This window comes from Oribacterium sp. oral taxon 078 str. F0263 (genome assembly GCF_000469565.1).
GTDB lineage: Bacteria > Bacillota > Clostridia > Lachnospirales > Lachnospiraceae > Oribacterium.
Window position 1 is genome coordinate 60911 of the sequence record NZ_KI273116.1, and the last position, 7587, is coordinate 68497.

Sequence of the window (7587 nt, forward strand, 5' to 3'; positions counted from 1 at the left end):
TCAGCCTCGGGCTTCCTCCTTAGACTCTGGGTCTTCCTTCCTTTGCTCCGGTTCATAGATCAAAGACAGGCCGAATTTCGTCCCGCGGATCACCCGTTCAATCTGCCGGGGATTCGCCACAGCGCTCAGTCTGTTGATGGTATTTTCAAACTTGACTTCCGTACTGTGAATGCCAAGCTCCGAGAGCTCCTTCCCGTTCAAGAGAAACATATCGGAAAAGAGAAGTCTCCCTACCTTTACCTCTCCCTTCTTCGCAGAGCCAAACAGGCTTTTCAGTTCTGCGCTGTCCTGATCCGGTGCGGAGGCCGGCCGCTCATTATAGCGCTTAGCCATAAGGCTGCGGAGCTTCCCCTTCAGACTGCTCCCGGGGATCATGGGCTCCATCGTGCGGGCATCCCGGATGACCGGAGAATCCACAGCGCCGATCGCCGCGAATGCTCCATTTCCCCCGATATGCGTCCCCGTGACAAGTTCCATCGTTCCGCTGATCTCTATCTTTGCAAACATGGTCATTTCCCCCTCTTAATCATCTTTTCCGCCATAATATTTGCGAAATGCCACAAGTGATTCCAGATAACGATGGAAGAGGAGGAACTTTTCTCTGCTTCCTCCTATCTTCTTAATCTGCTCAAAGGCACCTGCTTCATTCAAGAGGGCCTTTACCCCCTCGCCCCCCGTCCTTCCCGACTCATAGTAGAGACGCACCCTCATATAACTGATTTTTGCTGCGATCGCCTTTGGCAGGAGGTCGTCCTTTCTCTCCAAAACCTCATTGTATATATCGGAGGACATCGAAAGCAGATTCCGAAGCTTGGAGGTAGAGACTATCTTTTCCGGATTTCCGCGTTTGTCCTTTCGTTCTAGGAGCGCTTTAATCACTTTTTCCGCTTCATCCACATAGTTCTCCTCATTGATATTCCGGTGAACCTCCTGCTCTTCTGCCTGCTGTCCCGTTCTCCCTCCGAAATTCTGGCCTGAATTTCTCTGATAGTTTCCTCCCCGGTTTTGGTAATTTCCTCCTCCATTAAACCTCTGTACGCCCATCATCCTTCCTCTCCTCCCTTTCTCTGCTTCTATAGATGTAGAGATAAATCGCTGTGATCAGCTGTCTCCTGTCCTCACGCTCCCCAATCCACCGATACATCTCTCCTGAAAAGCTCCGGTAAGCTTCCGCCTCCTCTGCTCCTTCTCCCTCCTCCGGCTCCATTCTCGATAGAAAGTAAACAAATCTGGCTCGATTGATCCTATCCTCAGAGCGAAGCAGCTCAAGGATATGATAGAGGAACGCCTTGCCGTGGTTTTTCGTCAAAGAGAAGTACTCCTCTATCTTCCGATATTTCTCCCCTAACACGTTTCCTGTGAAATCCTCCCAGAAGTAACGTCCCCCCTCTTCAAAAAGGGTGAGCGCATTCTTTTCCCTTTTCCCGGCCCCCTTTCCGGCACTCCCCGGATCCGCTGCCCTTTTTGCATAGTCCTCAAGCTCTGCCGTCTCCAGCGCGATGCGATTGATCGGATATCCGGGGCGGTAGATTCCGATCCCTCCGGACAGGCTCAGACTCCCCTCCGTGAAGCGGAGAAAAGCAGTATGAATATCAATAGACGCCTCCAGAACATCATTCCATGCTCCCACGAGAAAGATATCATCCCCTCCGGAATAAACGATACTGACATCCCGTCTCTTCTCCTCCTTCTCCTTTCGTTTCTGACATTGCAGACTGTCCGAGCTCCCCTCTTCCAAAATCCGGTTGATCTCACACTTAAAAAACAAGGAAAGCTGTCGGGAAAGCGCCGCGGTCCGCGACAAGGTTTCATACCGGTTCCCAAGCTCCTCTGAATGAAAGCCATTGACAAAGCTGTGCCCCAGATTATCCACATCTCCCCGGAACACCGCAATCCGCTCGATCCCCTCTGCCTCTTTGGCCAGATCCTCAAAAGTATCCTTACTGTGATAATCTCCGACCCAAAGCTTCGCCGTCACATCCTTTTGACCCTGGATCTGATTTTTCCGATAGCTCCTGATATAACCGTCCCGGCATTTTTCCCTCTCCAAGAATTCCCTGCTCCCCGCCACCAAAGCCTTCCCATAGGGAAGCGGCAGTGCATCCGGATAAGGGACGTCCTCCCGGAAGATCAAAAAATACTCCTCCTCCAGAATTTTATTGGACATGCCAAGGAGAGCCCGGCAGAGAGGACAATGCTCATCCTTGTCCAGCTTCTCCATCCTGCGGCATATAACGCACTCCCGCTCTCCTCTTCGCTTCTGCCGATTCAGGCTTAAGATATCCGATACCGTATAGCGATGGCTCTTTTGCTCTGAGATCTCTCTTGACAGCTGCAAAAACAGTCCCCGGTAAGCCCCGTCCGGCTCATTTCTCAGCTGCTTTGCGCTGCATTCCGCGTAGCTGCAAGCCATGTAGAGAGCCACTCCGAACTGCTCCATAAACCAATGATTCAGCTCCTTCTGAAGCTCATTCAGTTCCTTCTTGCATTGCTCCGTATTCGGAAGCAGGAGATAGCTGTGTCCTCCTCCCGCATAGATCAGCACAGAACGGGAGAGTGATAGCCTTTGCAGCATTTCATCGATCACATGCTCCATGAGGAGCTCCAGATAGAAACTCCTTGCGCGAAGCCCCTTTAAAGCCCCCTTGCTGCTGATCGTATAGATAAAATCCTGGATTCCGGAGACATCCATAGAGAAGAGCAGAAAATTCTTGTCCTCCCACGCTCTCTCCTCCTGCTCCAGCACATAGGAGCGGTAATCCCGGATCCCTCTGCCCTCCAGCGCCTGGAAAAGGCATTCAGCAACAGCCGCTGTCATCTTGACATGATCATAGAGGGAGATATCCGTATCTTCCCTCTTTTTCGTGTCCAAGGGAAGATACGAAAGAATCTCCTCCAGCACGGAGAGCAAGGAATAAAGATATTCTTCCGACAGCGTAAAGTCCTTGAGCACCCGCTCCAGCCGCCCCTCTGCCTCCTGAAAAAATCCGGCATCGCTCCGGAATGTCTCCTCCGTCGGATACGGAATCCCGGCCTTCGGATCCAGAAGCACTCTCTCATAATGCGCATTGCCGTTTTTCCCATTCAGACGATTAAAAATGCTGCGAAGCGGGAGGCTTTGGTCAAATTCCTCCTCCCTCTCTCCGCCTTCCTTTCGGTCCACCGCCGCGGCCACCTTCTTTGCCAGACAGCAAAGATAAGCCGGATTGTCCTGCCCCAGTTCAGAATCCTGCAGCCGTTCTCTATCGTGTAAAGAAACGCAATCCAAAATCCTTGAATCCAACGATGGCTGCAGCCTCTTCAAAAGCTCCGCCCCGGCCCGGGAGGGATTCCTCTGCTTACCATCCCCGGAATATACTATCTTTCCGATATCATGCAAAAGACTTCCTATGCTCAGCCTGAGCTGCTCCTCCTTCATGACCTGTCTTCCTTTCTTCTGAAACCCGGATGGCCCCCATTCCAAGTGCTGTCTTGATACCGATCCCGGAATAGCTTCCGAACAAAAAGAGCATCCTCGCAAAATTCGCCATCGTCTGCGTGCCGCTGATCTTCAGGACCATTTTCCCGAGAAAAGCCGGAATCCTGACACCCTCCAGACTAAATACCGTGCTTCGAAGCTCATAGCGATGCAGACTCGCCCCATTCAAGAGCTGCTCCAGCACCTCATCATCCCTCATGCTGCTGTCCGATATCGCCGCGTCGTACTTATTCATCAGATTCAGAAACATGAATCTAAGGTCCGGGAAATTGAGATACCTGCCATTTTGTTTAAAGGCAGTCGGTGTCACAAACTGAAGTCCGATATAGCGTCCTCCCTCCCCCTGGTAAAAAGAGGCGCTGAATTCCCGATCACTCAGCTCCCGGTATTCTCTTTCCAGGATCGGAATCCTGAGCTGATGCGATCGAATCCGAACCTCATCCAACGAACGAAGGGCCTTTTCCATGATTTCAGAGACAGCCAGATCATTGAGGGCTGTGACCACCCAATACCAGCCGCTCTCCCTCCGTTCCAGGTGCTGCGTATAGGGATGCAGTCTGGACTCATGCAGCTCGGCCGCATATTCCGGAAGAAGCTCCATCAAGGCCCCATGAAAGGAAGAAGTCATCTGATAGGAAAGCGGCTCCGTCCCCCCGAGTTTCAACTCCAATCTCGCCAGCATTTCTCTCTTTCCCTCCTTCTATCCTCATTTATTATGGAATAATTTCACATATTTGTAAAGTAAAATTTATATTTCGTTTATACGATATATATATTATCGTAAAAAACAGGGGCTTTCCTTTAAGAAAAGTCCCTGAAAATCAAATACCCCGCTGCTTCTCACTCATCCATCAGCCGTATAATCACCTCATTCATCTGATCATAGGAATTCCAGACTTCTTTGTTGGCAATATCTATGATTTCGGCATATCCGATAGCCTTCTTAATATCATTCATAATCTGTTCCGCATCATGGCCTTCCGTCCATTTCCGAATTGTCTCTTCATTCACAGAAACGATCTGATGCGCCGCCAGATTCCTGACCTTTTCCTCCGCTTCGCGAAGCTCACCCACCAGCTTTTTCAACTCTTTATCATCAGACTTTGCCCGGATAATTTTTTGCATATGGACCGGATACACATTTCCGCCGCGGAATCCGTCTCCGAACTTGTACGCCTCCTCTAAGATCTTTAAAATTTCTTTGCCCTCCATATCCTTTGACAGTTTTTCGGAATCCCAAACAGCCTTTTTCTCTGGGTCTTTGACATACTTCTCCAAGCATATTCCGAGCTTCTTCTCCATGATTCTCTTAAAAAGCTCATAGAGAATCGGGCTGATGGATCGGATAAAATCCGCATATTCTCCTCTCCGAAGTCGAATCTGCATTACGAGGGCATACTCAAAGATGTCCCGTTTCTCCCCCTCTCTAATCGGCAGGCGATATAAATCCTTCAGATGATTCGTCTTAAGTTCCTTTTCGACGGCATCCATATCCAGGAGCTCCCTCTTCTCTGCGACTCGGATTAGTTTCATATAGGGTTTTTCATGGTCCTTCAGCTCGCTCGCCAGCTCACGTGCCGCATGATAATCATACTCTCGAATCAGCTTTCGGATATTGACCTCCTGCCGCACTCTGGAAAGAGAAGGGCAAGGAACCTCCCTGCAGCGATTTTCCGCTCCCTCTTCATTGTCCGGATCCAGCTCCCAGAGCTCCTTTACCTGATAGTCCTTGTGCCGATGCTCATTCATAGCCCGGTCCGGCGTCACCACCTGCACTGCTTTGCAGGAAAGCTCGTTCATCGTCCGAATCACGAGAAGCCAGGATTTCATCGCCGGGGTCCCCGAGGAGAGATTCAGAATCAGTTCATCGTCCTCTCCCATCTCCTTTCTGATCTTATCGATCTCTTCCTTGAATTCCCGGTAGAAGATCTCAAAATCCTGTACCTCTATCAGTTCCGGGCGGCGGATCAGCTCATATTGGATCTCTCGATTCTGCAATTCTCCCAGTTTTTTCAGGCAGTACGTATATCTTTCATCTGCCTCCTGGTATTGAATGATCTCCCTTGACATGTAGAGATAGACCTTATCGATCCTGTAATGCCGGACAATATGAAGCATGGCTCCGTCGTACATATTCGTATTGGAAATAGGGTCCGTCCCTCCCAAAGGTGAAAATAAAAGCGTCCTTCCCATAACCTTCCTTTCTAAAGAATCACGATATCATCCGCTTTGATCTCTGTATTGACGCCGTAGAGATCTACCTCGCCGTAGCCCGTCATGCGGTAAATCCGGACACTGTCCGCGGACGGATCAATCAAATGCGGAATCTCCTTTTGCAGCTTCAGAAACAGCCTTTTTTCTATCAGTGCTTCAAAAGCCGATTTCTGAACCCGAAATCCATAGCCGTTCAGGCACTTTGCAAATTTATTTCTGCGCCTGTTGCTTACGATATCATAAATGATTAGCACAAACAACTTCCCGCTATGTCTGCATTCTTCCGTATTCCAAAAATAATCCTCCATGGCTTTCACCGAATACAAATGGGTTGGTAGAGATCCGGATTCTCACTCTCGATTGCCTTTGCCAGCCTGTCCACCTGTAGATCCAGCGCAGAGCGGAAATTTACGCGATAATCCACGTAAGACAGATATTTCATATCTGTGTGCAGCTTCGCCTCCAGCTTCCTCAGATATTCCTTAAACGCATCCTTTACAAGAAGGACCGCCCCCGTCTCTTCGTCCCGAAAGAAATCCTCTCGATGAAGTTCATGGCCGTTCAGTATGCTCATCGCGGTAGAATCCACCAGCACAGCTCGCCACTCCTCCATCAGATCACTCGCCAGAGTAGGATGCTTCTCCCGATCCTTATGCAGGACTCCAAAGTACGGATTCAGTCCCTTTCCCTCGAGCTTTCCATAGATTTCTCCCATGAGAATGGAATATCCGAGGCTGATCAGAGAATTAAACGGGTCTTTCGGCGGCCTTTTGCTCCTCCCTTTAAAGCAAAACTCCCTGTCCACCAGGCCTCCCAGCGTAGCGAAGTAGACTCTGGCGGCCATTCCTTCATATCCCATGATCTTCTCCGTATTTCCTGTCCAATCCAATTTTTCCGCCAGCCGAAGCATCTCTGATACGATCCCCTCTACTGCTGCCGCCTGTTTTCTGGCATATCTCCTCAAGATCACCGTCTGATTCCTGATCTTTGCCCGGATAATCCTTCTGGCAAGTCCCGCCTTAAATTCCTCCTTTAGCGCCGCCTGACTGCGCTGCCTCGCTACATTGACATGATTCGTAGAAATGAGCCGACCATAGTAAGCACCGTTCGACGAATAAAAAAGCACAGTGATTCCCCTCTTCAAACATTCTGTCATGCACTGCGTCGTCAACTATACCTTTCCAAAAATTTCGATTACCTCCAGCGTCTCTCCCGGCACGGACTTCAGCATCCCATCCTTATAGCGGACCTGAAAGCGATTGGCCTCACAGCCAATCACGGCTCCCTGCTCGCATACATACAGATAACTCATATTTCTTTCCCCATAAGTTGAAACTCTTCCATATCTCCTAAGAACATTTTCTCTCCCCCTGCGCCCTCATCCTTGCTTCCGGCGCCATTAGCTGCTAAGTCATAACGTTCATACTTCCCTCATATCATATCCTCCCGCGATAAATTCATGATTCCCACTCAAGCAACTGTCATCCAGAGAGACATTTCCAACAAGGTCTTTTTGCCTCATTCTTTGCAACGATATTGGCCCACAAATCTCCATCCTATAAAGTCACCGTCTGGTTCTGGATTCTCGTCCCCTTCGGGGATATTGGTTCTTCTAATCCCAAGACAGCAAGCGCTTAAGTCGGTGCAAGCTTAGTTTCCGTCCCCTTCGGGGATATCGGTTCTTCTAATGAGGAACAGGACCTATGGGCCCGAGAGGTCTTAGTTTCCGTCCCCTTCGGGGATATCGGTTCTTCTAATTGTAAGACAGGGGATTATGGTCTCATGCAGATTAAGTTTCCGTCCCCTTCGGGGATATCGGTTCTTCTAATTATCCGGTCTGGCTGCTACGGGCGTCAATCAGCTGTTTCCGTCCCCTTCGGGGATATCGGTTCTTC

9 protein-coding genes are annotated in these 7587 nt (G+C 49.7%); all 9 read right to left on the reverse strand.

Annotated features, from left to right (window positions below; all coding sequences use genetic code 11):
* Positions 1-507 carry a type III-A CRISPR-associated RAMP protein Csm3 gene (gene csm3, locus HMPREF1986_RS06225; protein WP_242837360.1) on the reverse strand — a complete coding sequence of 169 codons (507 nt, stop codon included), beginning with the start codon at positions 505-507 and terminating at the stop codon, positions 1-3.
* Positions 508-522: 15 nt separating this feature from the next.
* Complete coding sequence (csm2, locus tag HMPREF1986_RS06230; RefSeq protein WP_196806113.1) at positions 523-897, reverse strand: type III-A CRISPR-associated protein Csm2; 375 nt, start codon at positions 895-897, stop codon at positions 523-525.
* Positions 876-1025 carry a hypothetical protein gene (locus HMPREF1986_RS13290; protein WP_196806114.1) on the reverse strand — a complete coding sequence of 50 codons (150 nt, stop codon included), beginning with the start codon at positions 1023-1025 and terminating at the stop codon, positions 876-878. The genes csm2 and HMPREF1986_RS13290 overlap by 22 nt, the downstream gene beginning before the upstream one ends.
* Positions 1025-3418, reverse strand: coding sequence for a type III-A CRISPR-associated protein Cas10/Csm1 (gene cas10 / locus HMPREF1986_RS06235; protein WP_021773951.1), 2394 nt, complete (start codon positions 3416-3418; stop codon positions 1025-1027). Before cas10 ends, HMPREF1986_RS13290 begins: the two co-directional genes overlap by 1 nt.
* Entirely contained in the window at positions 3372-4160 is a 789-nt protein-coding gene (cas6, locus tag HMPREF1986_RS06240) for a CRISPR system precrRNA processing endoribonuclease RAMP protein Cas6 (protein ID WP_021773952.1), read from the reverse strand. Before cas6 ends, cas10 begins: the two co-directional genes overlap by 47 nt.
* A gap of 158 nt (positions 4161-4318) precedes the next feature.
* On the reverse strand, positions 4319-5671 hold the full coding sequence (csm6, locus tag HMPREF1986_RS06245; protein ID WP_036599560.1) for a type III-A CRISPR-associated CARF protein Csm6: 1353 nt from the start codon (positions 5669-5671) through the stop codon (positions 4319-4321).
* Positions 5672-5682: 11 nt separating this feature from the next.
* Positions 5683-5946: a CRISPR-associated endonuclease Cas2 gene (gene cas2, locus HMPREF1986_RS06250; protein ID WP_242837361.1), complete on the reverse strand. Its 264-nt coding sequence runs from the start codon at positions 5944-5946 to the stop codon at positions 5683-5685.
* 59 nt (positions 5947-6005) lie between these two features.
* Positions 6006-6863, reverse strand: coding sequence for a CRISPR-associated endonuclease Cas1 (gene cas1, locus HMPREF1986_RS06255; RefSeq protein ID WP_256377455.1), 858 nt, complete (start codon positions 6861-6863; stop codon positions 6006-6008).
* On the reverse strand, positions 6864-7004 hold the full coding sequence (locus tag HMPREF1986_RS13525; RefSeq protein WP_021773956.1) for a CRISPR-associated endonuclease Cas1: 141 nt from the start codon (positions 7002-7004) through the stop codon (positions 6864-6866).
* Positions 7005-7587 lie beyond the last annotated feature (583 nt).

What these genes read in the sequence shown, in the direction of transcription:
- HMPREF1986_RS13290 (WP_196806114.1), bottom strand. Translation starts at nt 1,025, where the DNA reads ATGGAGGAGGAAATTACCAAAACCGGGGAGGAAACTATCAGAGAAATT.
- HMPREF1986_RS13525 (WP_021773956.1), bottom strand. Translation starts at nt 7,004, where the DNA reads ATGAGTTATCTGTATGTATGCGAGCAGGGAGCCGTGATTGGCTGTGAG.
- csm3 (WP_242837360.1), bottom strand. Translation starts at nt 507, where the DNA reads ATGTTTGCAAAGATAGAGATCAGCGGAACGATGGAACTTGTCACGGGG.
- csm6 (WP_036599560.1), bottom strand. Translation starts at nt 5,671, where the DNA reads ATGGGAAGGACGCTTTTATTTTCACCTTTGGGAGGGACGGACCCTATT.
- cas10 (WP_021773951.1), bottom strand. Translation starts at nt 3,418, where the DNA reads ATGAAGGAGGAGCAGCTCAGGCTGAGCATAGGAAGTCTTTTGCATGAT.
- cas6 (WP_021773952.1), bottom strand. Translation starts at nt 4,160, where the DNA reads ATGCTGGCGAGATTGGAGTTGAAACTCGGGGGGACGGAGCCGCTTTCC.